This window comes from Leifsonia sp. 10L418 (genome assembly GCF_056395445.1).
The window spans coordinates 16,564-38,003 of sequence record NZ_JBFTJN010000001.1; the positions used below are offsets into that span (position 1 = coordinate 16,564).

A 21,440-nucleotide genomic window follows, 5' to 3' on the forward strand; every position below is an offset into this window, starting at 1 on the left:
GCGCAGCAGCAAGATGCCGTGCAGCAGGATGCCGCGCCCCGCGTCGGCAGGATTCCGCTGCTCGATCTCTCCCCCCAGCTGAACGACAACCTCTGGCCAGCGAAGGCGTATGTGGGCGAGGTTGTTCCGTTTCGCGTGACCGCGTTTCGGGAGGGGCACGACGCCATCGGCGTCGAACTGTTGCTCACTGCGCCCAGCGGGGCAGAGACCCGGCATCCGATGCGTCTGGCGGGTGCGGGCACCGACCGGTACGAGGCGTTGGTTCCAGTGAACGAACAGGGCCTCTGGCAGTACCGCGTGCACGGCTACGGCGACCTCTTTGCCACCTGGCTGCACAATGCGGCCATCAAGATTCCGGCGGGCGTCGACGTGGAGCTGATGTTCACGCTCGGCGCCGAGCTGTGCCGCGAGGCAGCGGGGCAGCGCGAGCGCAGCAAGGCCGAACGCGGCAGCTTTTCTGCCGCCGCCACGCTGCTCGCCAACTCCACGCTGCCCGTTGAGACACGCTGGGCGGCCGTCGACGACGAGGCACTGCGTGCTTCGATCGACGCGCGTCCCCTGACGCGCCTCGACACATTCTCCGAAATTCGGGAGATGCAGGTCGAACGCGCCCGGGCCGGTGTCGGCGCCTGGTACGAGTTCTTTCCGCGCTCAGAGGGGGCCGTGCAGCGCGCTGACGGCTCGTGGCAGAGCGGCACGTTCGCCTCGGCGACCGCACGCCTGGCCGAGGTCGCGGCGATGGGCTTCGACGTCGTCTACCTGCCGCCGATCCATCCGATCGGCCAGTCGTTTCGCAAAGGTCCCAACAACACTCTGACCGCGGGCGAGCACGACCCGGGCTCGCCGTGGGCGATCGGGTCGGCCGACGGCGGCCACGACGCCATCCACCCCGATCTCGGCACCGAGGCTGACTTCTCGGCCTTCGTCGCTGCGGCCGGCAAGGTCGGCATCGAGATCGCCCTCGACTTCGCCCTGCAGGCGTCACCCGATCATCCGTGGGTGGCCGAACACCCCGAATGGTTCACGACGTTGCCCGATGGCACGATCGCCTTCGCCGAGAACCCGCCGAAGAAGTATCAGGACATCTACCCGATCAACTTCGACAACGACCCGGTCGGCATCCGTCTGGAGGCCCTTCGCATCCTGCGTCACTGGATCAGCCTGGGCGTCACGATCTTCCGGGTCGACAATCCGCACACGAAGCCGCTCGACTTCTGGGAGTGGCTTATTGCCCGGGTCAACGCCGAGAATCCGGATGTCGTGTTTCTGGCCGAGGCGTTCACCCGGCCGGCCCTGCTCCAGGCACTGGCGAAGGTGGGCTTCTCGCAGTCGTACACGTATTTCACCTGGCGCAACACGAAGGACGAGCTTGCTGAGTTCTTCGACTCCCTCGCACACGAGACGGCCGACTACCTGCGCCCGAACCTGTTTGTGAACACGCCGGACATCCTCACCGAGTACCTGCAGTTCGGCGGCCCCGCCGCATTCAAGATACGCGCGGCGCTCGCCGCGACTGCGTCGCCCACCTGGGGCGTCTACGCCGGATTCGAGCTGTTCGAAAGCGTGGCCCGGCCCGGCGCCGAAGAGAATATCGACAGCGAGAAGTACGAGTACCGGCCGCGCGCCTTCGACCGCGCCGAGCAACGCGGCAAATCGCTGGCACCGTTTCTGACCCAGCTCAACCGCATCCGTGCCACGCACCCGGCGCTTCGGCAGCTTCGGAACCTCAACATTCACGACAGCGACGACAGCGCCATTCTGGTCTTCAGCAAATACCTGTCTGGCGAGTTCACCGAGACCGGCCAGGATGACGCGCTCATCGTCGTGGCCAACGTCGACCCGCATTCGGTGCGGGAAAGCGTGGTGCACCTCGACGTCACCCGGTTCGGCATTCCGGCCGGCGACCGCTTCGAGGTGCGCGACCTGGTCACCGGCAGCATCTGGACCTGGTCGGCCGACAATTACGTGCGCCTCGACGCCTTCACCGAACCCGTGCATATCCTTCACGTCACCCCGCTGCGAAAGGGGCTCCCCGCATGAGCCGCCGTCTCCCCGACCAGGTGTTCGAGCTTCCGGAGATCCCCGAAGAGGTGCTGAACGCTGTCGCGGCCGGCCGCTACCATGACCCGCATGCGGTGCTCGGTCAGCATCTGGCGAGCGTGCCCGGCGTGAGTGACCCGGTCACCATCATCCGTGCCCTGCGGCCGCTGGCCACCGAGGTGGTCGCGATACTCTCGACCGGCGCTCGCGTGGAACTCGCGCATCTGCACCACGGCATTTGGCAAGGCGTGTCCACGATCGGGTTGCTCGACTACGAGATCGAGGCCCACTACGCGGATGCCCCGGCCTGGCGCGTCGATGACCCGTACCGCTATCTGCCGACGCTCGGCGAACTCGACCTGCACCTGATCGGTGAAGGCCGCCACGAGCACCTCTGGACCGTGCTCGGCGCCCACTACCGGGATCACGCCGGAGTGCTCGGCCAGACCAGCGGCACCGCGTTCGCCGTCTGGGCGCCGCACGCGAAGGCCGTGCGCATCGTCAGCGACTTCAACGGGTGGAACGGTGTCGGCCATGCCCTGCGCAATATGGGCAGCACGGGCGTCTGGGAGCTGTTCGTTCCGGGCGCCGCCCCCGGTTCGGCCTACAAGTTCGAGCTCCTTACCCAAGCCGGCCACTGGGTCACCAAGGCCGACCCGCTCGCCCGCTACACCGAACTGCCTCCGAAGACCGCGTCGGTGATCGGCACCAGCCACTACGACTGGGCCGACGACGAGTGGATGTCCACCCGCCGCAGCACAGATCCGCACAGCCAGCCGATGAGCGTTTACGAGATGCACGTCGGCTCGTGGCGACCGGGTCTCGGCTATCGCGATCTCGCGGACGAGCTGATCGGCTACCTGCAGGAACTCGCCTACACGCATGTCGAGTTCATGCCCCTTGCCGAACATCCGTATGGCCCCTCGTGGGGCTACCAGGTCACCGGCTACTACGCGCCGACCAGCCGGTTCGGGCATCCCGACGACCTGCGCTACCTGATCGACCGACTGCACCAGGCTGGCATCGGCGTGATCATGGACTGGGTGCCCGGGCATTTTCCGAAAGACGAGTTCGCCCTCGCCCGGTTCGACGGCCAGGCCCTCTACGAGCATGCCGATCCCCGCCGCGGCGAGCAGATGGACTGGGGCACCTACGTCTTCGACTTCGGCCAGCCGCAGGTGCGCAACTTCTTGGTCGCCAACGCGCTCTACTGGCTCGAGGAGTTCCACATCGATGGACTCCGCGTCGACGCCGTCGCCTCGATGCTCTACCTCGACTACTCCCGCGAAGACGGCCAGTGGGAACCGAACCAGTTCGGTGGGCGCGAGAACCTCGAGGCGATCACCCTGCTCCAGGAGGTCACGGCGACCGCCTACAAGCGCAATCCCGGCGTCGTCTTGATCGCGGAGGAATCAACCAGCTGGGGCGGCGTCACCGCGCCGACAGTGAGCGGAGGGCTTGGTTTCGGCCTCAAATGGAACATGGGCTGGATGCACGACTCGCTGCAGTACATGCAGGTCGACCCGCTCTACCGCTCGTATCACCACAACGACATCACGTTCTCGTTCGCCTACGCGTTCAGCGAGAACTTTCTGTTGCCGATCAGCCACGACGAGGTCGTGCACGGCAAGGGTTCACTCGTTTCGAAGATGCCGGGTGACTCCTGGCAGCAGTTGGCGAACGTGCGCGCCTATCTCGCGTTCATGTGGGCGCACCCCGGCAAGCAGCTGCTCTTCATGGGTCAGGAGTTCGGTCAGCGCTCCGAATGGAGCGAGCAGCGCGGCCTCGACTGGTGGATGCTCGATCAGCCAGACCACCGCGGGTTGTTCACTCTCGTCGGCCAGTTGAACCGGAGCTACCGGGAGAATCGGGCACTCTGGGCGCTCGACAATGACTCGGCCGGCTTCGAATGGCTCGACGGCGGCGCAGCGGCAGACAATGTGGTGTCGTTCCTGCGTTGGGACGACGAGGGCAACCCGATCGCCTGCCTCTTCAATTTTTCCGGGTCCCCGCACACCGACTACCGGGTGGGCCTGCCGTTCGCGGGAGCCTGGAGCGAGATCCTCAACACGGATGCCGCGGTGTACGGCGGCTCGGGGGTCGGAAACCTGGGGCAGGTGACGGCGGTTGCCGACCCGTGGGCCGGGCGTCCGGCATCCGCGACCCTCACGCTGCCACCGCTCGGCGGCCTCTGGCTACGTTTCACTCGCTGAGCGAATCTCGCCGGGCCCGCCGAGCATGCGAGCGCGAAATCTCTCGCGTTTCGGTGGGAAGCAGGACACAAGCGTTCCTGCTTCCCACGAAACGTGAACAACACGCAGCGACGGGCGCCGCTTCAGACCACCCGCTAGAAAAGACGAACTACGTGTCAGTTCACGGCCTTGAGCGCGTCAACCAGTCCGTCGCCGAAGAAGCCGTTGTTCTCGGTGCTCCCGGCACACTGCAAGGATCCGACCGGGCACCCCACATCGGTGGCCTGCTCGTACAGCACGTCGGCCAACGCCAGGCCGGAGTATTCCGGATGCGCCGACTTCAGCAGGGCTGCGACTCCGGCAATGTGCGGCGAGGCCATCGACGTTCCTGATTTGATTCCATAGCCGCCGCCGGTGATCGTGGAGAGGATCGACGAACCCGGAGCGGCAATGTCGATGACGCCCAGGCCGTAGTTGGAGAAGCCCGATTTCGCGCCGGCGGACGTGGTTGAGGAGACGGTCACCACGCCGTCGAGTTCGGCGGGAATATCGTGGCAGTTCGCGTCGATCGGTCTCGTCACCGGAACAGTGTCGTTGGGGCTCGAGGAGTCCTCCGTCTTGTTGGCGAGATCAAGTCCCGAGTTTCCGGCCGCAGCAACATTCAGGACACCGTGCTTCTGCGAGTACTGCACAGCACGGTCCACGGCGGTCTTCACCGCGGCCTGGTCTGGAGCGTTGTCGCACCAGAACTCCCACGGGTCGATGTAGTAACTGTTGTTCGTGATGTCGGCACCGGTTGCGGTGGCGTACATGAAGCCGCAGATGGCAGCCTCCGGGTAGATGAAGCCGTCGTCGCTGACGACCTTGATCGCTGAGAGGCGGACGTTCGGCGCCACACCGACGATGCCGACACCGTTGCGAGCCGCAGCGATCGTGCCGGCGACGTGGGTTCCGTGCGAGCTGGTGGTGGGTTGCCACGCTTCATAGCTGCTGTTCGGCACTCCGCTGTTGCAGCTTGCCGAGACGCTCGCATCGATGTTCGCGACCAGGTCAGGGTGGTCGCCCTGGATCCCGGAGTCGAGAACCGCGACAAGCACGTCGCGGCTCCCTTCGGTGACCTCATGGGCTTTGTCGGCGCCGATAGCGGCGATATCCCACTGTTTGCCTTCTGAGGGGTCAGGAATGAGGTTGACGTCGGCCTCAACGCCTTCGTCCTTCGTCGTGGTCTTGGTCTTGGCCTTGGCCTTGGACTCGTTCGAGTTGCGCTTGCCGGATTCGCCCGGCGCCAATGGATCGCTCACGCCGAACGTCGGGTCGGTCGGGGCCACTGCGGCCGTGCGCGTCGCACCCACCGACAGCACAGCCTTCTCAGCGGCGAGAGTGCGAGCGAAAACGGCGTTGTCGGATTGGGCGATCACCACGCCGATCTCGGCGTACGACTCGATGACGGTTCCGCCCGCTGCGGTGACGGCACGCTCCACTTTGAGCGTTTGACCTCGATTGGCCGTGGTCACGTTGATGGCGTAGTTCATCAGCGCGCCGGGCTCGATCGCGGTGCCGTGGCGGGGCGAGTTGGTCGCCGCGGTCGCCACACTGGGAACGAGGAAAGTGGCGCCGAGGGCGGCAGTCAACGCCACTCCTGCGACAAGACCGCGCCGTCTCATGGATGAATCGGTACTGCTCCGGAGAGTGAACATCGTGCTCCTGATCTCTTGTGGCTTCGATGAAGCCAGACGCTGCGTCCGGCACCGTCCGGCGTTGTGGGCCGACGGTGGAACACAGCGAGAAGGCACTCGGCCTTCTCAGGAGCAACGCTAGGGAGGCGGCGCCGAAGCAGCTAGTCGACTCTTAGGAGGACCACCGGCGCGTGCCAACGAGATATCAGTAGAGCAGCGCGGCCAGACGCGCGCGTGCCGGCGGCACCCGGGGGTCGTCAAGGCCGACAACCTCGAACAACTCGAGCAGGCGCTGGCGAATGACGTTCTTGCCTGCCGCATCCTGGCTCGGGAACAAGGTGAGCAGACGATCGAACGCGTCGTCGATGTGGCCGCCCGACAAGTCGAGGTCGGCAACGAGCAGCTGGGCGCCGATGTCGTTCGGCGCGGCGGCGGCTTCAGAGCGGATCACGGGAATCGTCTTTCCGGTCAATCGGTCGAGCAGGCTGACCTGGGCGAGACCGGCGACGGCCATGGTGTCCCGGGGATCGCTGGCCAGGGCCGCCTTGTACTCGGCGATGGCCGCGGTGTAGTCGCCGCGCTCGATCGCGTCATACGCCGCCTGATGGCGCGGGGGCAGTGGAACCTCGACGGGCTCGGCCGGAGCCGCGTCAGGAGCGGCGCCATCGGCATCCGCGGCCGAAGCAGTACCGGTGACGCCGTTCGAGGCAGCAAGTTCCAACACGCGTTCGAACACCTCGCGCACCTGTGCCTCGGGCACGGCGCCCGAGAAGAGCTGCACCGGCTGTCCGCCGATGACCGCGGCGACCGTCGGAATCGACTGCGCCGCGAACGCCTGTGACAGCTGCGGGTTCGAGTCGACGTCGACGGTGGCCAGCACGAGCCGTCCGCCGAACTCGGCGATCAGCTTCTCCAGCACCGGCGTGAGCGTCTTGCACGGCTCGCACCATTCGGCCCAGAGATCAACGATCACCGGCACGATCTTCGAGAGCTCAAGCAACTCACCGAAGTTCGTGTCTGTGCCTTCCAACACCAGGCTCGGCACCGGAATGACGGTACCGGCGGGCACACCCGCGCCACCGGCGGCACCGGTTGCGTCGGCCGCGCCCGGGGCCGGCCGATTCACGAGCGACGACAGGTCGACTGCTCCGCGCAGGTTTACTCCAGAGGGGGGAACGGTGGTCATGGGAGCTCCGCAGATGAGATCAGACCCTGGGCGAATCCCAGGAGGACGATTTTTTCGTTCGAGCCGGCGGCCGGAACGTGGAACAAGAGCTGGTCGCCATAGGTGCTCTGAATACCCTTGGCCGTGGCCGCAACGCCGGACAACGCGGCGCTGGCGCCCGACGGGCTCACCGTCGCGCCGGCATCCACAGGCTTCACCGTCTCGGTTTCGTTCACGTTGACCGCCACGATTCCGCCTGAGTCGATGGTGCCGAGCGCGATGGCCGGGCCGGGGCCGGGGGCGGCACCGAACTCGATCGATGCGGTGGTCGGCAGGCCAGCCTTCTTCGCCTGCTGATCCTGTGCGATCTGAGCGCGGAACGAGTCGCCCTCTGCCTCAAAGAGCGGGTAGAACGAACTTGCCTCGCCGTGCAGCAGGATGTCGGAATAGGCGGCAGCGATCTGGTCGGGCGGCAGCACCAACAGCTTGACGTCAGGCTTGATGATCGGCGCACCGATTGAGGCCGGAGCCACTTCAGGGACCGGCGCGCCGGGCTCCAACTGCACCGCATAGTCGACGTGATAGTTGGCACGAGCCGACTCCTGGCTCAGCACGAGCGCGATCGGGGCGACGGTCGGATCGTCCTTGGTCTTGACGACGGTCATCACGGTGCGTGGCCAACCCGCCGACTGCTGCGGAAGGATGAGCTCGAACTTCGAGTCAGGAATCGCAGTGGGTGCGGGATAGTCGGCGATCTTCGCGCGGATCTTGTAGTTGGAGAGACGCTGCTCGAGGGCCGGGCCGGTGAACCGGGCGGCAATCGCGTCGACGTTGAGGCTGGCATCGGCCTCTGTCGCAACCTGGGAGATCTCCTTCACGATCTGCTCCAGCTGCGGCACGGTCACGGCCGGCGGCGGCACATCTGCGGCCGCGTCGGGGGCGACCGTGGCATCCGGTGTCGGAGTTCCGGTGGCGGAGGGCGACGAGGCCGAACTCGGCCAGAAGTCAGCCGAGCAGCCGGAGAGCACGAGACCCGACACCAGCAGCACCGGCACGACGGCACCGAGCGAGCGCGCCACGGAACGCCGTTGCCCGGTGATCTCGCTCGCCTTGATCATCTTCGGACGCGGTGCACGGGGAAGCTTGGGCATGCGGGGGCCGCGCGGGAGGTTGCGCCGGGGCCCGCGGGAGCGGCGCAGGTGAAGAAGAGCCCACAGATAGAGAGCAAGACCGATGAGCGCGAGAAGCGCGCCTCCGACGATGAGCGGACCGGCCCACGGCGTGGCGTTGTTCGTCGGCCAGGAAATGCTGATGTTTTTCGGTGCAGGGTCGGTGCCGTCCGAAGCGACGATCAGCGAGATACCGTCTGGCACGTTGATCGTCGTGGTGAGGGACCGATCTCCCCTGAACTCGCCGAGCCACAGATCCGAGCCGGCCGGGTTCGTCGGCAGGGCGGCGTCCGGGGCGGGTTCAGCCGGGGCGGGTTCAGCCGGGGTGGACGAGTCGGCCGGTGCGGCCTTCTGCACCTTGGCCGACAACTTCTCGGCGTCTTTCTTCAGTGTGACTTTGGCGAAACTCGAGTCGCCGACCCAGGCCGTGACATCTGCGCTCCGGCCGTAGGCGACGAAAATGGGGCCCGGACCGCTGACGGTCACGCTCTGCGCGCCGTCGTGTGCGGACAGCGCGCTGGAATCGACGACCACATAGGGCGCATCGTCGGGCACGGTCGCCGAGAGGCTCGTGAATGCCGGTTCCAGAAAAACCGTCCGCTGGGCGATGCCCAGCACAATCATCACTGCCGCGAGTACAAATGCCACGATGGCAAAAACAAAACGCACGTAAACCCTCCTGTGTTGCCAGATCGAGGTCGCTAGTCGTGCACGCACTCCCCTGTTCGGGCCCGAATGACAACAGACACAGACCGATCACGATACTTGATCTCCCTGAGTGCCGCCTAATAGTAGCCTGAGCCAGTCGCACGAACATGCCCCGTGCGTCAGGCTAAAATTGTGAGGCTCGCGTTGATCGGGCTTGATGTGAGGAGAACACAGTGGCGACCGACGAGGGTGATTTCACTCAGGCCTTTCGCGGCTATGACAAGGACGAAGTCGACAAGGCCATCCAGGGCCTGCGACGCGACCTGATCCAGTCGAATGCGCAGAGTACCGAAGCGACTAAAGAGGTCAAGCGACTGACCCAGCGCATCGAGGAACTCAACGCCGAGATCGAAGAGGTCGGCAGCCCCACCTTCTCCGGCCTCGGAACCAAGCTTGAGAACACGCTCCGTGTGGCAGAAGAGCAGTCGACGCGGGTGATCGCCCAGGCCGACATCGATGCCGACAAGCTGCGCGCCGCTGTCGACGCCGAGGTATTCACGCTCCGCCGCGATGCGACAGAGCACGCAGAGCGCACGCTCTCTGACGCAGCGGTCAAAGCCCGCCGCATTCTGGAAGACGCGCGTGCCGAGGCCGACGACTTCGTCGCTCGCGCCGAAGAAGAGCGCGAGCTGATCACCCAGGATGCCGCCCACGAAGCAGCGTTCGCCCGGGGCGCAGTCGCCACCGAAGTTGCCGAACTGCGCGCCACCGTCAAGCGTGAGGTCGCAGCGATTCGCTCCGAAGCTGACCGCGAGGCCGCCGAAGTGCGTGTCGTCGCCCAGCGCGAAGCGACCGAAGCCCGCGAGATCGCCGCCGGGCTGGCCAGCGAAACCGAGCTGACCCGCGCCGAGGTTGCTCACGAGCTCGATCAGCAGCGCGCCGATCTCGCGCGTGAGACCGAACAGGCTCGCATCGACCTGGCCACCGAAACCGAGCAGACGCGCGTCGACCTGGCGCGCGAGACTGCCGCCGCCAGGCTCCTGATCGCTCAGGAGACTGAGACGGCCCGAGCTGAACTCGACGCCGAGCTCGAGCAGGCACGCACCGATCTCGCTCGCGAGATCGAGCAGGCCCGTGCCGACCTCACGGTTGAAAGTGACCAGGCGCACACCGACCTGTCCCGCGAACTCGACCGCAAGCGCGCAGCTGTCGCGCACGAAATCGAACTCGCTCGCGCCGATCTGGCCGCAGAGATTCAGCAGTCCGCCGCCGATCTGGCCCGCAGCACCGAGCAGTCACGTGCCGACTTCGACGCGGAGAGTGAGCAGGCGCGCATCGATCTCGAGAACCACCTGACCGCTGCCCGCAAACGCGGTGAGCATGAGGCCGCACGCCAGAAGCGTGAGATCGAGCAGACCCGCGCCGACCTCGAGGTGGAGCTCAAGGCGCGCCGGGACGAGGCAGAGAAGGAACTTCTCGCCCGCCACCAGGAGGCTGTCGCCCAGACGCAGAAGTTCCAGGCTGACGCCACGAACCAGCTGACCGAGACCACGAATCGCACCACTGAGCTGCGTGCACTGAACGAGCAGCTCGACACGGTGGCTCGTGAAGAGGCGAAGGCTCAGAAGAAGCAGGCCGACGACAACGCCGAGCGCATCGTTCACGAGGCAGAGGACAAGGCACGTGAGCTGATCCGCGAGACTGAGGAGCGCACCCGGGCACTGGTCGCCGACGCGGAGTCGCGTCTGGCCCAGATCAGGGTCGAACGCGATGCCGTCGCCGGCTACTTCGAGAGCCTCCGCGGAGTTCTGACCCAGGCAGAAAGAATCGCCGCCGACGACGAGTAGCATCGGCAGTCAGGCTTGACTCGGCAATGACGTGACAGAGGGGGACGAGGCGTGAAGATCAATAACGCTTTTCGCTTGGGATTGATCGGCACCCTCGGCGTCGGAGTCGGTCTACTGATCATCTCCTCGGTGATCACACTGCAGACGATCATCATCTACATCGGTGCGGCGTTGTTCCTCTCCTTGGGCCTCGACCCGGCAGTGTCCTGGCTGGAGAGAAAGAAGGTCCCCCGCTGGGCAGCAATCTTGACGGTGCTGCTCAGCGTGGTCGCCGTGCTGACCGGGGTCATCCTCGCGATCGTCCCGATCGTGGTCGACCAGGTCTCTAAGCTGTCGAAGATCCTTCCTCAGCTCATCGAAGGCATCAACACGTCAACGTTGATCGACGACCTGAAAGCACAGTTCCCCGGGCTGGACATCGACAAGATCATCACGTCGGTCACCGACTACCTCGGTGGAAACCTCACCTCGATCACGTCGACGATCGTTCAATCGGGTTTCGCCTTTGTCAGCGGCCTGTTCGGTGGCCTGATCATTCTGATTCTGACGCTGTACTTCACCGCGTCGCTTCACAACATCAAGCGCGCGACCTACCAGCTCGTGCCGGCGTCGAAGCGGGCCCGGTTCGCTGACCTCAGCGAGCAGATCACGACGGCCGTTGGCCGCTACGTGGTCGGGCAGGCCGCCCTGGCCGCCTGCAACGGTGTGCTGAGCTTCATCTTCCTGTCGATCATCGGCGCCCCGTTCCCGGCCCTTCTCGCCTTCATCGCATTCCTGTTCTCGTTGATCCCCCTGGTGGGAACGATCACCGGGTCGATCATCATCGTGCTGACCTGCTTGATTCCGGGAATCGGAAGCTCCACGCTCACCGCGTTCGTCGCGGCAATCTACTACCTCATCTACATGCAGGTTGAGGCGTATGTCCTGAGCCCGAACATCATGAACCGCGCCGTCTCCGTTCCTGGCGCCGTCGTGGTCATCGCGGCATTGGCCGGCGGCAGCCTTCTCGGGCTGCTCGGTGCGCTGGTTGCGATTCCCGTCGCCGCATCCGTGCTGATGATCATCAAACAGGTGGTCATCCCTCGCCAGAACGAGCTCTAACCTCGGTCGGCGTCCCATTCGGTGGGGAGTGGGATCGCTGACGGGTTGACCTGCGCGACGATCTCAGTGAGGATGCGCCGCGACTGGGTCTCCCCCACCCAGAGGTGCTTTCCACCGGCAACAGCGATCAGCTGAGCGTTTGGAACGCCCGCGAAGCGGGCGACGGCCTCATCGGGGCGCAAGTAGTCGTCGTGTTCGGGGATCACAGCGACCAGGCGACGTGAATCTCCCGCCCAGGCGGCCAGGTCGACGTCGGTGGCTCGGTGCAACGGTGGCGACAGCAGAATCGCACCGACGATCGGGTGCTCCAAGCCGTACTTGACGGCGAGTTCGGTGCCGAACGACCATCCGACGAGCCAGGGGTTCGGCAGCCGACGCTCTGCGACGAACGCCATCGCAGCGGCGACGTCGGCACGCTCGGTGACCCCTTCGCCGAACGCTCCGTCGCTGATTCCGCGCGGCGACTGGGTTCCCCGGGTATTGAACCGAAGCACAGCCAGGTCGGCGAGGGCAGGCAGCCTGGCCGCCGCTTTTCGCAGAATGTGGGAGTCCATGAAACCGCCGTGGGTGGGCAGAGGATGCAACGTGACCAGGGTGGCGACCGGGTCACGATCGACCGGGGTGGCGAGTTCGCCGACCAGGGTCAGGCCGTCGCTGGTGTGCAGTTCGATCTGCTCACGGATGGCCGGAAGTTCGATTCCGCCACGGACTTCAACGGCATGGGACGCCACGGGTGCTCCTTCTCTTGCTTGCTACTTGAGTCGCCAGCAGTGTGTGTGCCAGTGTCGGCGGGCGGCGAGGTCGGCAGCGTCGCCGGTCACACCGTCGGCGCGCCAGGCGACGAGGTGCTCACGACCGACGGCGATCTCGAGATTGCAGCCGGGACACAGGTAGACCTTCACCGCTTTGATGGCGGGTACGGGTTGTACGTTCCAGTCCCCGTCACGTTTTGATTCGGTGTGACGTGTTCCAAAGAGCACACTCGACAGGTCGGTGTCGGCCGCGTCGTCCCCTCCGGGCTTGCGGCCCCGGGGGCGGTTGCTGCGCGGCATCCCACCAGTCTAAAGGTTGCCCACGCACACTCCCGATCTCGGGCGGCGAGTCGCTGCTAGTACCAGCCGGCGTCTTCGGAGTGGGCCCAGGCGCCGCAGGGGCTGCCGTAGCGCCCGCTGATGTAGCCGAGGCCCCATTCGATCTGAGTCGCCGCGTTCGTCTCCCAGTCGGATCCGGCGGAGGCCATCTTCGATCCGGGGAGCGCTTGCGGAATTCCGTAGGCGCCGCTCGATCCGTTCATCGCGTTGACGCGCCATCCCGACTCGCGGCTCCAGAGCGACACCAAGCAGTTGTACTGCTCCTCGCCCCAGCCGCGGGAGGACACCGCACCTGCCGCATAGGCCTGAGCCGAACCCGGGTCGGGGATCGCCGCGGTCGGCGCGACGAACGTCTTCGCCACGGGAGGCGGCGGGGGCGGCGGCGGAGCCGCCGTGAAGGTGAACGTGTCGCGCGTGATGGTGTTGGTGAAGCCGCTGGCGACGAACATGCTCTGCTCCTCCTGGCCGCCAAAGCGCTCCCCCACAGCCTGGAAGTACGGCGACGCCGTTGCGCCGGAATACGGGTCAACCACGTTCACCAGCACGAAGGCGGATGCCGCGGAAAACGCGAAAAGAAAGAGAGACGCCTTACTGCGGGAACGGGGTCGGTGCATCACAGCCCTCGCTGGTCTGGTGACCGCTACGGACTGGACGTCGTTTCTGAAACTAGCCATCGGTACCCGACCTTAGCCCAGATTGGGGCGGAGGGCGGAGAAGCACGGGGCGAGTCAGCGAACAGCCAACATCACTTCGACGACGCTGTCGAGCACGGCGTCCACCTGAACCTCGCGGTATCCACCGCGCTGCGGGCGAAAAACCGCGCCGCGAACGTCATCGACGGTCAGCGGAAAGTCGTTGTCGAAGTACTTCACCAGGCGACCGGCGAACCTGTCGACATCCGCACGGTTGTAACCGAGGCTCAGAAAGCTGACGCGGGAGAAACGGCGACCGGCGTCACGGCGGAGCCGGGCGGCGATCACCTCCGAGTCGGCCTGCGCCTTCTCGGTCAACGCCTCTGCGCCGACCTGCGCCACAAGCTGCGCACGCTCGCGAGCCGCGAACGCGTCTTCGAGGCGCTCCAGCGCCGCATCGACGTGCTCGGGAGAATACCCGTTCTTGGTCATCGAGAATGCCGTGGCCCTGATCTGCACGGCGGTGAGAGCAGTGGGAGCCGACTCGTCATAGGCGCTGCGGGCGGACGCAAGAAACTTCTCGACCTCGCTGACTGAATAGCCACGGGTCTTCTTGCCGGTTCGGGGAAACGTAGTACTCACGGCCTCATTCTCCCCTACTCGTGATCGACTTGTCGAAACCTGACACGGCTAGGCGAAGATCAGATACAGCGCGTACGCGGCAGCTGCTGACGGCAAGATCGAGTCGAGCCGGTCGAGGAATCCACCGTGACCCGGCAGCCACGAACTCATGTCCTTGATGCCCAGATCCCGCTTGACCAGTGATTCAGCGAGATCGCCGAAGGTCGCGGTGAGCACGATGACCGCACCGAAGATCAAACCGAACCACCAGGGCTGTCCCAACATGAACAGCGCAAGAAGCACGCCGACAACCAAGCAGGTCAGTGCGGCGCCGATGAACCCTTCCCAGGTTTTCTTCGGGCTGATCTTCGGGGCCATCTTGTGCTTGCCGAAGTTCAGGCCGCTCACGTAGGCACCGGTATCGGCCGAGATGACCAGGATGATGAAGGCGAGAGTCCACCATTGTCCGCCGGGCTGGGTGGTGAGAAGAACGGCGAAGCTCGCGAGAAATACGACGTAGATCTGTACGAGAAAACCGGCGCCGATGTCTTTCAGCACACTACTGACCGAGGCGCGATACCGCGGCCACGCGCACTGCGCCACGCGCCACACCGCAATCAGCAGGATGCCGGCCAGGGTGGCCAACCATTGGCCGACGGCGTCCCAGTAGAACGCGGCGGGCACGACCGACACTGCGGCAATGACCACGGGTATCCGGGGCAGTGTGCGCCCGGCATGGCTGAGCGCCTGGGCGAACTCGAAGGCGGTGAAGCCCACGATCACCACGGCGAAGATCATGAACAGCTCTTTGATGAAAATCAGGCTCACCACGAGCACCAAACCGAGCGCGAGCCCGATCAAGATTGCCAAGATCAGGTTGCGCCCGGTTTTGGCTTGAATTCGGGCATTCGTCGCATCGAGCTGCGCCCTGGTGGCTTGCACCTGACGCTCGACATCGGCTCGTGCCGCGCGCACTTGAGCGCGGAACTCTGCCCGGCTGACGCCGTGGCCACGCCGGTGCGGGCGCTCCCCCTGAGGATCTTCCACCATGACGCTGAACCCCTAGATCTCGAGGAGTTCGGTTTCCTTGCGCTTCAGAGCATCGTCGATCGCGTCGACGTGTGTCTTCGTGATCTGCTCGAGCTCCTTCTCGGCGCGCGCCACTTCGTCGTCGCCGACCTCGCTCTTCAGCGCGTCGAGCTCATCCTTCGCCTTGCGACGGATGTTGCGCACCGACACCTTGGCGTCTTCACCCTTGGTGCGCACAATCTTCACGAACTCTTTGCGGCGGTCCTGGGTGAGCTCCGGCAGTGACGCGCGGATGACGGCGCCGTCGTTTCCGACGTTGGCCCCCAGGTTCGGGGTGTCGCGGATTGCCTGCTCGATGTCGCGCAGGGCACCCTTGTCATACGGGGTGATCAGAAGCGTGCGGGCTTCCTGGTTCTGCAATGCGGCAAGCTGGTTCAACGGGGTCGGCGTGCCGTAGTAGCTCACCATGATCTTGGAGAACAACTGAGGGTTTGCACGACCGGTACGCACGGTTCCGAAGTCGTCTTTTGCGGCTTCGAGCGCCTTGCTCATGCGTGAGGTGGCGTCGGACAGAACATCCGTGATCACGGGAACTCCTTCTGTGTGGGCTTCACTAATCTTAGTTGGAGACGAGGGTGCCGAGGTTGGCGCCGAGGATGGCAGCGGTGACGTTGCCGTCCGGCGCCATGCCGAAGACCTGCATCGGCATCCCGTTGTCCATGCAGAGGCTGAAAGCCGTCGAGTCGACGACCTTGAGTCCACGCTGCAAGGCGTCCTGGTAGGTGATGGCGTCGATCTTGTGCGCATCGGGGTTGGTGCGGGGGTCGTCGGAGTACACGCCGTCGACACCGTTCTTCGCCACCAGCACCACGTCGGCAGCAATCTCGAGCGCGCGCTGCGCGGCAACGGTGTCGGTCGAGAAGTAGGGCAGTCCGGCGCCGGCGCCGAAGATGACGACGCGGCCCTTCTCCAGGTGGCGCTCTGCGCGACGGGGAATGTAGGGCTCGGCAACCTGGGTCATGGCAATAGCGGACTGCACGCGAGTTTCAGCGCCGGCCTGCTCGAGGAAGTCCTGCAGAGCGAGAGCGTTCATCACTGTGCCGAGCATGCCCATGTAGTCGGCACGGCCACGGTCCATCCCCCGCTGGGAGAGTTCCGCGCCGCGGAAGAAGTTTCCTCCACCGACGACAATGGCGATCTCGACTGTCTTGGCGGCTTCGGCGATCTCACGCGCGAGGGCACTGACGACGTCGGGGTTGACGCCGAGTCCGCCGGCGCCGAACGCCTCTCCGGACAGCTTGAGGAGTACCCTGCGCTTCTTGATTGTCTGGCCCTGGCCTGTTTCTGACATGCGTGGGAGTCCTTCCATTGATCTTGATGATAAAGCTACTGGGCGCAGCGCTGTGCGCACAGAAAAGGGAGACCGGATCGCTTACGCTATCCGGTCTCCCTCAAGTTCTGACTTAGGCGCCGACCTTGAATCGGGCGAAGCCCGACACGGTCAGTCCTGCGTCGGAGAGAACCTTGGCCACTGACAACTTGTTGTCCTTGGCGTAGTCCTGCTCGAGCAGTGATACCTGCTTGAAGAACGCGTTGACGCGACCTTCGACGATCTTGGGCAGTGCCGCTTCCGGCTTGCCTTCGTTCTTCGAGATCTCGGTCACGATCTTGCGCTCGGCCTCAACGGCTTCGGCAGGAACGTCTTCGCGAGTCAGGTACTCGGGGTTCGCGAACGAGATGTGCTGAGCAACGCTGCGCGCCGTCTCAGCGTCATCACCGGAGTAGCCGACCACAACGCCGACCTGCGGGGGCAGGTCCTTGCTGGTCTTGTGCAGGTAGATCGCGAACTTCTCACCCGTGACGGATGCGACGCGACGCAGTTCGATCTTCTCGCCGAGGATTGCTGCCTCGTCGTTGATCAACGTTGCGACGTCGGCGGTGCCGGCGGGAGCAGCGAGGCCTTCTTCGACCGAGGTGGCGCTGGCAGCGGCAACCGCGTCCAGAACCTTCTCGGACAGTGCGACAAACTTGTCACCCTTTGCAACGAAGTCGGTCTCGCAAGCGAGCTCGATCATGGTTGCGATGTTGCCGATTTCCTTGGCGGCCACGAGGCCCTCAGAGGTGGAACGGTCAGCGCGCTTGGCGTTGCCCTTTGCACCCTTGAGACGCAGGATTTCGACGGCCTTCTCCATGTCGCCGTCGGCTTCGACGAGGGCGTTCTTGGTGTCGACCATGCCCGTGCCAAGACGCTCGCGCAGAGCCTTGACGTCAGCGAGGCTGATGCTTGCCATGTGGGGGTTCCTTACTTGGTCTCGTCAGCAGCGTCTGCTGCAACAACAGCGGCGTCTTCTGCAACAACAGCAGCAACTTCGCCTTCGACGAAGTCGGCTTCAGCGGCTGCAACAGCAACGTCGGCGACCTTGGCGGTCTCGGCGGAGGACTGTGCCGGGGTGGTGTCAGCGTCGATGATCTCCGACGTCTGGAGAAGCTCAGCTTCCCAAGCCGCCAGCGGCTCAACCTCTGCACCCTCTTCGGGCTTCTGGTGACGCTGGATGAGGCCCTCGGCTGCGGCGTCCGCGATGATGCGGGTCAGCAGGCCAACGGAGCGGATGGCGTCGTCGTTGCCCGGGATCGGGTACTGAACGTCATCGGGGTCGCAGTTGGTGTCGAGGATCGCGATGACGGGGATGCCAAGCTTCTTGGCTTCGTCGATGGCGAGGTGCTCCTTGTTGGTGTCAACAACCCACAGCGCCGACGGCGTCTTCGTGAGGTTGCGGATACCGCCGAGGCTCTTGTGAAGCTTGACGAGCTCGCGCTTCTTGATGAGCAGTTCCTTCTTCGTGAAACCGCTCTTCGCGGTGTCTTCGAAGTCCAGCTCTTCCAGTTCCTTCATGCGTGCAAGACGCTTGGAAACGGTCTGGAAGTTGGTGAGGAGGCCACCGAGCCAGCGCTGGTTGACGTAGGGCTGGCCGACGCGCGTTGCCTGCTCGGAGATGGACTCCTGAGCCTGCTTCTTGGTGCCGACGAAGAGGATGGTGCCACCGTGGGCAACCGTCTCCTTGACGAAGTCGTAGGCCTTGTCGACGAATGCTAGCGACTGCTGCAGGTCAATGATGTAGATGCCCGAGCGCTCGGTGAAGATGAAGCGCTTCATCTTCGGGTTCCAACGACGGGTCTGGTGCCCGAAGTGGACGCCACTGTCGAGCATCTGGCGGATTGTTACGACGGCCATGAGCCGTTCTCCTTATCCGACGCACGCGGCAAAGCCGGCGCACGCCAATCGGTTTGCGCGGTGATCGGTCGATCACCACTCCTGGTGCCCGGCACGCATCCGCCAAACATCGAGAAGATGTCAGGACCGAGTGGATGTTGGAGCCGAGTGGGCACGCGTAGTCATCCCGAATCACCGGGATGCTTCGAAAACTCTATCACCTCCGCGCCGCCCCGATTGCCTCTGCACGGCTGGTCACTGCACCCCGGATCACGACACGCCTGATCTCTACACAGCCGGGCGCCGGTGAGCTTCTCCACGGATGCGCACTCGGCCCGCCTCCCCGTCCCCGCGCTCGGCACGGTTGAGGCATGCAGCTCATTACTCGATTGATCAGGATTGTTCTCGTGGTTCCGGTGTGCACCGGTGCGGTTGCCGGAACGCCTCTGGCCCCTGCTCCGATCACTGCTCCTCCGCAGCCCACGCCCGTCTACTCCGCTCAGTTCGTGCGGATCGACGTTGCAGAGAGATGGGAGTGGCCGCGAGGACTACCCATCGAGATCAGCGCCCCCTATATTGCGCCCCCGACGCCCTATGCGGCTGGGCACCGCGGCATCGACCTGACGGCCGAGCCGGGCACGGCGGTGCTCGCGCCGTTCGACGGCACCGTCAGCTTTGCCGGCGTCGTCGTCGATCGCCCCGTCATTGCGATCGATCATGCCGGCGACCTCCGGTCGAGTTTCGAGCCGGTCGAAGCGAGTGTCGCGGTCGGCGACCGGGTGAGCGCCGGTCAGCAGATCGGCACGGTCACGTTCACGGGCGGAGCCGGCGTTCATTGCGTTCCGGGTTGCTTTCACTTCGGGGTGCGTTTGCACGGCCAGTATCTATCACCTCTGACGATGCTGGGCGGAGTCCCCCGCGCCGTGCTCTTGCCGCGCGATGCGCGGTAGCACCGTGGGCACCAGACACTCGAGAGTTGACGCCGCAGAGTCGACGCCGCAAATCAGGCCCGCGGATGCGCCGTGAGGTAGGTCTGTTTCAATCGTTCCGTGGAGACATGGGTGTATATCTGGGTGGTGCCGAGGCTCGCGTGCCCGAGAAGCTCTTGAACGGCGCGCAAGTCGGCTCCACCGTCGAGCAGATGTGTCGCCGCCGTGTGACGCAGGGCGTGCGGCCCGGCTGGGCCGGTTCCGGGCAGGTCGGCAACCAGGCCGGCCACCACGCGGTAGACAGCCCGCACACCGAGTCGCTTCCGTTGCGTGCCGAGAAAGAGCGCGTTGTGAGCGGGCTGCGGCGCCGAGGCGGAACGCTCAGTCAGTGCGGCCGAGGCCAGGGCCGGGCGTGCTCGGCGCAGGTAGTCGACAATCGCCGAGAGTGCCGGAACCCCGAACGGCACCACTCGTTCCTTCGAGCCTTTGCCGGTCACTCGCACGGTGAGGTGGTCGAGATCCACATCCGCGATGTCGAGGCCGACCAGCTCGGACACGCGCAGGGCCGAGGCGTAGAGCAGTTCGACCACGGCAAGATCGCGCAGGGCGTTCGGCTCCCCCGTCGATGCGTGAAGCTCCAGCGACGCCAGCACTTCCTGCATCTGCACCCGGTTGATCACGCGCGGCAGCGGTCGGCCGGGTTTCGGCGATTTCAACCGCACACCCGGGTCATTCGGCAGCGCACCGGTCTGCGCGAGCCAGGCGGTGAAACTGCGCACCGATGCCGCCCGACGCGACAACGTCGCTTTGGCCAGTCCCGCCTGGCTGCTCGCCCAGACCCAGTCACGGAGCAGCTCAAGCGTGATCCCATCGGTCGAGTCCACGGCGTGCTCGGCCGCAAACGAGGCGAGCTGCCGCAAGTCGGTCCGATAGGCCCGGACGGTGTGCTCCGAGAAGCCGCGTTCAAGAGTGAGGTACAGCAGGTACTGCTCGATCTGGGCGTGCATCGTCACGACTGACGGGAGAACGCTTCGAGCCGGCCTTCGGCACTCAGCGCTTCCATCTGGTCGAGGTATCCCGCGGGGAATCGGGTCGCGATGTCGAATGCACCGATCGGTACCACGGAGTGCACGACTTGATCATCGTAAATATGCACGAGGTTGAGGGACGTGCCTCCGGCGACGCCGGTGAGCTCACGGATCGGAGCGCTCAAATCCATCGTGTAGCAGGTGGCCGCCGCGACCGAAACGGGGATTCCGGCGAACAGGCCCGTCGTCGCGTAGTGGAGGTGGCCGCCCAAGATTGCGCGAATGTCGCTGCCCGCGACGATGTCGGCGAGTCGCTGCTGCTCACGCAGTTCCAGGATGTTCATCAGCGGCAGCGGGGTTGGCACCGGCGGGTGGTGCAGAGCGAGCAGGGTTCCGCGCGCGGCGGGCGTGCGAAGAATGTCGGCGAGCCACTCAAGCTGCTCAGGAGTGAGTTCACCGTGGTGGTATCCGGGCACGCTCGTGTCGAGAGCGATAATCCGCAGGCCGTCGATGTCGAAGACCTGATCGACCGGGTGTTCGACGCGCTGGTCGATGGAATGCCGTTCCAGCGAGGACTGATCGTTGACGGAGTGGTCGATGGCGGATTCGTCGACGGCGGATTCGTCGACGGCGGATTCGTCGGTGGAACGGCGTTCCACTGAGCTTGCCGAAACCGATCCTGTGGAGTCGGAGCTCTTGTCTGGCGCGGCTTCACGTAGGAGCGTCGAGCGGAATGCGCCGCGATCATCGTGGTTGCCCATCACCCAGACGACGGTGGACCCGAGCCGCTCGGCCGTCGCTTCGATGATCTCGCGAACCCGCAGGTAGGCATCCGCCTGACCGCGGTCGGCGATGTCCCCAGTTAAGACGATCGCGTCAGGGCGCATCCCCGAACGCTCGAGTTGCGCCATGGCCTGGATGACGGTGCCGTCGGTGTCGACGGAGCCGTAGAGCGCCGCTCCGTCGGCGAGAAAATGGGTGTCGCTCAGGTGCACGATCAGGCTCGTCGCCGGCGGGCACTGGCCGAACTGCGGAAGCTCTGGTTTCATGGTGTCCTTTCG

General features: G+C 65.0%; 19 protein-coding genes. 5 read left to right on the forward strand and 14 right to left on the reverse strand.

Translation table 11 applies throughout. The features are described 5' to 3' along the window. Nucleotides 1-18: 18 nt before the first annotated feature. Together AC1DCF_RS00080 and glgB are read left to right on the forward strand one after the other, a co-directional pair. Complete coding sequence (locus AC1DCF_RS00080) at nt 19-2,040, forward strand: alpha-1,4-glucan--maltose-1-phosphate maltosyltransferase (protein WP_477209802.1); 2,022 nt, start codon at nt 19-21, stop codon at nt 2,038-2,040. After that, a complete protein-coding gene (glgB, locus tag AC1DCF_RS00085; RefSeq protein ID WP_477209242.1) occupies nt 2,037-4,253 on the forward strand; it encodes a 1,4-alpha-glucan branching protein GlgB in 2,217 nt (738 codons plus the stop codon). The genes AC1DCF_RS00080 and glgB overlap by 4 nt, the downstream gene beginning before the upstream one ends. Nucleotides 4,254-4,408: 155 nt before the next feature. Here the strand turns inward: glgB and AC1DCF_RS00090 are convergent, their stop codons facing one another. The 3 genes from AC1DCF_RS00090 to AC1DCF_RS00100 form a co-directional block, all read right to left on the reverse strand. Further along, the gene (locus AC1DCF_RS00090; protein ID WP_477209803.1) at nt 4,409-5,869 is read right to left on the reverse strand and encodes a S8 family serine peptidase; all 1,461 of its coding nucleotides are present in this window, start codon (nt 5,867-5,869) and stop codon (nt 4,409-4,411) included. 244 nt (nt 5,870-6,113) lie between these two features. Further along, the gene (locus AC1DCF_RS00095) at nt 6,114-7,094 is read right to left on the reverse strand and encodes a tetratricopeptide repeat protein (protein ID WP_477209243.1); all 981 of its coding nucleotides are present in this window, start codon (nt 7,092-7,094) and stop codon (nt 6,114-6,116) included. Then, a complete protein-coding gene (locus AC1DCF_RS00100) occupies nt 7,091-8,911 on the reverse strand; it encodes a DUF8094 domain-containing protein (protein WP_477209244.1) in 1,821 nt (606 codons plus the stop codon). Before AC1DCF_RS00100 ends, AC1DCF_RS00095 begins: the two co-directional genes overlap by 4 nt. Before the next feature lie 212 nt (nt 8,912-9,123). On the opposite strand from AC1DCF_RS00100, the gene AC1DCF_RS00105 reads away from it, so the two are divergent. Both AC1DCF_RS00105 and AC1DCF_RS00110 read left to right on the forward strand, forming a co-directional pair. Then, complete coding sequence (locus AC1DCF_RS00105) at nt 9,124-10,737, forward strand: coiled-coil domain-containing protein (RefSeq protein ID WP_477209245.1); 1,614 nt, start codon at nt 9,124-9,126, stop codon at nt 10,735-10,737. A gap of 51 nt (nt 10,738-10,788) precedes the next feature. Further along, nucleotides 10,789-11,838: an AI-2E family transporter gene (locus AC1DCF_RS00110; protein WP_441790453.1), complete on the forward strand. Its 1,050-nt coding sequence runs from the start codon at nt 10,789-10,791 to the stop codon at nt 11,836-11,838. Here AC1DCF_RS00110 and AC1DCF_RS00115 read toward each other — a convergent pair. The 9 genes from AC1DCF_RS00115 to rpsB form a co-directional block, all read right to left on the reverse strand. Beyond that, on the reverse strand, nt 11,835-12,569 hold the full coding sequence (locus AC1DCF_RS00115) for an alpha/beta hydrolase (protein ID WP_477209246.1): 735 nt from the start codon (nt 12,567-12,569) through the stop codon (nt 11,835-11,837). The two genes, AC1DCF_RS00110 and AC1DCF_RS00115, sit on opposite strands and share 4 nt — an antisense overlap. Nucleotides 12,570-12,590: 21 nt before the next feature. Then, nucleotides 12,591-12,890, reverse strand: a complete 300-nt coding sequence (locus AC1DCF_RS00120; RefSeq protein ID WP_441790451.1) for a hypothetical protein — start codon at nt 12,888-12,890, stop codon at nt 12,591-12,593. A gap of 56 nt (nt 12,891-12,946) precedes the next feature. Beyond that, entirely contained in the window at nt 12,947-13,543 is a 597-nt protein-coding gene (locus tag AC1DCF_RS00125; protein ID WP_477209247.1) for an aggregation-promoting factor C-terminal-like domain-containing protein, read from the reverse strand. 114 nt (nt 13,544-13,657) lie between these two features. Beyond that, the gene (locus AC1DCF_RS00130) at nt 13,658-14,203 is read right to left on the reverse strand and encodes a DivIVA domain-containing protein (RefSeq protein WP_441790449.1); all 546 of its coding nucleotides are present in this window, start codon (nt 14,201-14,203) and stop codon (nt 13,658-13,660) included. Between the two features lie 48 nt (nt 14,204-14,251). Beyond that, nucleotides 14,252-15,232 carry a phosphatidate cytidylyltransferase gene (locus AC1DCF_RS00135; protein ID WP_477209248.1) on the reverse strand — a complete coding sequence of 327 codons (981 nt, stop codon included), beginning with the start codon at nt 15,230-15,232 and terminating at the stop codon, nt 14,252-14,254. 12 nt (nt 15,233-15,244) lie between these two features. Then, a complete protein-coding gene (gene frr, locus AC1DCF_RS00140) occupies nt 15,245-15,799 on the reverse strand; it encodes a ribosome recycling factor (RefSeq protein WP_441790447.1) in 555 nt (184 codons plus the stop codon). 31 nt (nt 15,800-15,830) lie between these two features. Continuing rightward, nucleotides 15,831-16,562, reverse strand: a complete 732-nt coding sequence (pyrH, locus tag AC1DCF_RS00145; protein WP_477209249.1) for a UMP kinase — start codon at nt 16,560-16,562, stop codon at nt 15,831-15,833. A 112-nt stretch (nt 16,563-16,674) separates the two neighbouring features. Further along, nucleotides 16,675-17,502: a translation elongation factor Ts gene (gene tsf, locus AC1DCF_RS00150; protein ID WP_477209250.1), complete on the reverse strand. Its 828-nt coding sequence runs from the start codon at nt 17,500-17,502 to the stop codon at nt 16,675-16,677. Nucleotides 17,503-17,513: 11 nt separating this feature from the next. Continuing rightward, nucleotides 17,514-18,443, reverse strand: a complete 930-nt coding sequence (gene rpsB, locus AC1DCF_RS00155) for a 30S ribosomal protein S2 (RefSeq protein ID WP_441790444.1) — start codon at nt 18,441-18,443, stop codon at nt 17,514-17,516. 350 nt (nt 18,444-18,793) lie between these two features. Between rpsB and AC1DCF_RS00160 the strand changes: the two genes are divergently transcribed. Then, a complete protein-coding gene (locus AC1DCF_RS00160) occupies nt 18,794-19,372 on the forward strand; it encodes a M23 family metallopeptidase (RefSeq protein WP_477209251.1) in 579 nt (192 codons plus the stop codon). A gap of 53 nt (nt 19,373-19,425) precedes the next feature. Here AC1DCF_RS00160 and AC1DCF_RS00165 read toward each other — a convergent pair whose 3' ends face one another. Beyond that, the gene (locus AC1DCF_RS00165) at nt 19,426-20,358 is read right to left on the reverse strand and encodes a tyrosine recombinase XerC (protein ID WP_477209804.1); all 933 of its coding nucleotides are present in this window, start codon (nt 20,356-20,358) and stop codon (nt 19,426-19,428) included. Between the two features lie 2 nt (nt 20,359-20,360). Continuing rightward, a complete protein-coding gene (locus tag AC1DCF_RS00170; protein ID WP_477209252.1) occupies nt 20,361-21,428 on the reverse strand; it encodes a phosphodiesterase in 1,068 nt (355 codons plus the stop codon). Nucleotides 21,429-21,440 lie beyond the last annotated feature (12 nt).

Excerpts from the sequence above, each read along its gene's own strand:
- glgB (WP_477209242.1), top strand. The coding sequence starts at position 2,037 with ATGAGCCGCCGTCTCCCCGACCAGGTGTTCGAGCTTCCGGAGATCCCC.
- AC1DCF_RS00095 (WP_477209243.1), bottom strand. The coding sequence starts at position 7,094 with ATGACCACCGTTCCCCCCTCTGGAGTAAACCTGCGCGGAGCAGTCGAC.
- AC1DCF_RS00120 (WP_441790451.1), bottom strand. The coding sequence starts at position 12,890 with ATGCCGCGCAGCAACCGCCCCCGGGGCCGCAAGCCCGGAGGGGACGAC.
- AC1DCF_RS00125 (WP_477209247.1), bottom strand. The coding sequence starts at position 13,543 with ATGCACCGACCCCGTTCCCGCAGTAAGGCGTCTCTCTTTCTTTTCGCG.
- AC1DCF_RS00135 (WP_477209248.1), bottom strand. The coding sequence starts at position 15,232 with ATGGTGGAAGATCCTCAGGGGGAGCGCCCGCACCGGCGTGGCCACGGC.
- pyrH (WP_477209249.1), bottom strand. The coding sequence starts at position 16,562 with ATGTCAGAAACAGGCCAGGGCCAGACAATCAAGAAGCGCAGGGTACTC.
- tsf (WP_477209250.1), bottom strand. The coding sequence starts at position 17,502 with ATGGCAAGCATCAGCCTCGCTGACGTCAAGGCTCTGCGCGAGCGTCTT.
- rpsB (WP_441790444.1), bottom strand. The coding sequence starts at position 18,443 with ATGGCCGTCGTAACAATCCGCCAGATGCTCGACAGTGGCGTCCACTTC.
- AC1DCF_RS00160 (WP_477209251.1), top strand. The coding sequence starts at position 18,794 with ATGCAGCTCATTACTCGATTGATCAGGATTGTTCTCGTGGTTCCGGTG.
- AC1DCF_RS00165 (WP_477209804.1), bottom strand. The coding sequence starts at position 20,358 with ATGCACGCCCAGATCGAGCAGTACCTGCTGTACCTCACTCTTGAACGC.
- AC1DCF_RS00170 (WP_477209252.1), bottom strand. The coding sequence starts at position 21,428 with ATGAAACCAGAGCTTCCGCAGTTCGGCCAGTGCCCGCCGGCGACGAGC.